Annotated in this window: 2 protein-coding genes; both read left to right on the forward strand. The window is 73.2% G+C overall.

Annotation, left to right across the window (positions count from 1 at the left end; translation table 11 throughout):
- Positions 1-26: 26 nt before the first annotated feature.
- The gene (locus tag MUK52_RS02985) at positions 27-1,031 is read left to right on the forward strand and encodes an ATP-binding cassette domain-containing protein (protein ID WP_114055381.1); all 1,005 of its coding nucleotides are present in this window, start codon (positions 27-29) and stop codon (positions 1,029-1,031) included.
- On the forward strand, positions 1,028-1,876 hold the full coding sequence (locus MUK52_RS02990) for an ABC transporter permease (RefSeq protein ID WP_114055380.1): 849 nt from the start codon (positions 1,028-1,030) through the stop codon (positions 1,874-1,876). The genes MUK52_RS02985 and MUK52_RS02990 overlap by 4 nt, the downstream gene beginning before the upstream one ends.
- The last annotated feature ends 81 nt before the right edge of the window (positions 1,877-1,957 follow it).

A 1,957-nucleotide genomic window follows, 5' to 3' on the forward strand; every position in this document is an offset into this window, starting at 1 on the left:
ACCCCCGACGAACCTGGAGAACTCCCATGAACGGGCTCCCCTTCGAGCCTCCCGACACCGTGATCGAGGCGCGGGACCTCACCAAGACCTTCGGCACGCTGCGCGCACTGGACTCGGTGGACCTCTGCGTCCCCCGGGGATCCGTCCTCGGCCTGCTGGGTCACAACGGCGCCGGCAAGACGACCCTGGTGGGCATCCTCACCGCGGCGCTGCCGCCCACCTCCGGCACGGCCTCCGTCGCCGGATACGACGTGACGCGCCGGCCGCGCGAGGTACGCCGGCGCATCGGGCTGACCGGGCAGTTCGCCTCGGTGGACGGCCAGTTGAGCGGCCGGGACAACCTGGTGCTGATCGCCCGGCTGCTGGGTGCCGGACGCCGGGCGGCCCGGGTGCGCGCCGATGAGCTGCTGGAGCTGTTCGCGCTCCAGGACGTGGCCGGGCGCCGCGCCCGCACGTACTCCGGCGGGCTGCGACGCCGGCTCGACCTCGCCGCGAGCCTGGTCGGCCGTCCCGAGGTGGTCTTCCTGGACGAGCCGACCACGGGCCTGGACCCGGAGGCCCGGCTGGTCCTGTGGGAGATCGTCGAGGGCCTGGTGGCCGAAGGCTCCACGGTGCTGCTCACGACCCAGTACCTGGAGGAGGCCGACCGTCTCGCGGATTCCATCACCGTGCTGTCCGGCGGCCGGGTCGTCGCGAGCGGTACGGCGGCGGAGCTGAAGGCGGCCGTGGGCCGCCGCACCGTGACCGTCACGCTGGATGCGTCGGCAGACCGGGAGAGCGCGGTCGGGGCCCTGCGCCGGGCCTCCCTGGAACCGGCGGTGGCCCCGCAGAGCGCCTGCCTCGTCATCCCCATCGACGCGTCGAAGGACGTGGCGACGGTGATCCGCGCCCTGGACCAGGCGGGGGCCGAGGCCATCGAGCTGTCCTTCGGCGAACCCACCCTGGACGACGTCTACCTCGCCCTCGCCGGGCGGAACCCCCTGCCGGCCGCCTCTCCCGTGCCCGCCCTGTCCGGAGGACCTTCCGCATGACCGCCACCGCAACCACCCCTGCCACCGCGGCCACCCGCGCCCTGGCGCCGCTGCGGCAGCCCTGGCCGGACAGCTCGGTGTTCCTCCAGATCCGTGTGCTCACCGCGCGTTCGCTGCGCCAGATGGCGACGGACCCGGGCGTGGTGCTGTTCGGGCTGCTCCAGCCGGTGATCATCCTGTTCGTGCTGACTCAGGTGTTCAGCAAGATGGGGGCGCCGCCGCACTTCCCCGCCGGAATCACCTACCTCGACTTCGTGCTGTCGGCCGTGCTGGTCGACAACGCCCTGCAGTCGGCGGTCCAGTCGGGCGTCGGGCTCGTCGACGACCTGAAGAACGGGGTGGTGGCCCGGCTGCGGTCCCTGCCCATCACGCCGTCCTCGCTGCTGATCGCGCGCAGCCTCGCCACTCTGGTCCGCAGCGCGGTGCAGGCCGCGATCATCCTGGTGCTGGCCTTCGGCGTGCTCGGCTACGCACCGCGCGGCGGGGCGGCCGATGTGGCCGCCTCGGTCGGGCTGACCCTGTTCATGAGCTGGTCCCTGGGCTGGGCGTTCATCGCGGCCGGGGCGTGGCTGCGCCGGGCCGAGCCGATGCAGAACCTCGCCGTGATCGCAATCCTGCCACTGATGTTCGCGTCCAGCGCCTACATTCCGGTCAAGGACCTGCCCGACTGGCTGGCCGCGGTCGCCGGGGTCAACCCGCTCACGTACGCGATCGACGCGACCCGGGCGCTCGCGCTGGGCATCCCGGGCTCGGACGCGATCGTCCCGGCCCTGGTCATCGGCGGTGTGATCGCCGCCGCGGGTGCCGCCCTCGCGGTGCTCGGCTTCCGCCGGCCGTTGCAGTAGTCGCGCACGCGGGACGACACAAGCCCCTGGGCCCGGACTTCCTCGGAAGTCGGGGCCCAGGGGCTTTCTCCTGCCCGGCGG

The sequence above is a fragment of the Streptomyces sp. 2P-4 genome (genome assembly GCF_030167965.1).
GTDB lineage: Bacteria > Actinomycetota > Actinomycetes > Streptomycetales > Streptomycetaceae > Streptomyces > Streptomyces globosus_A.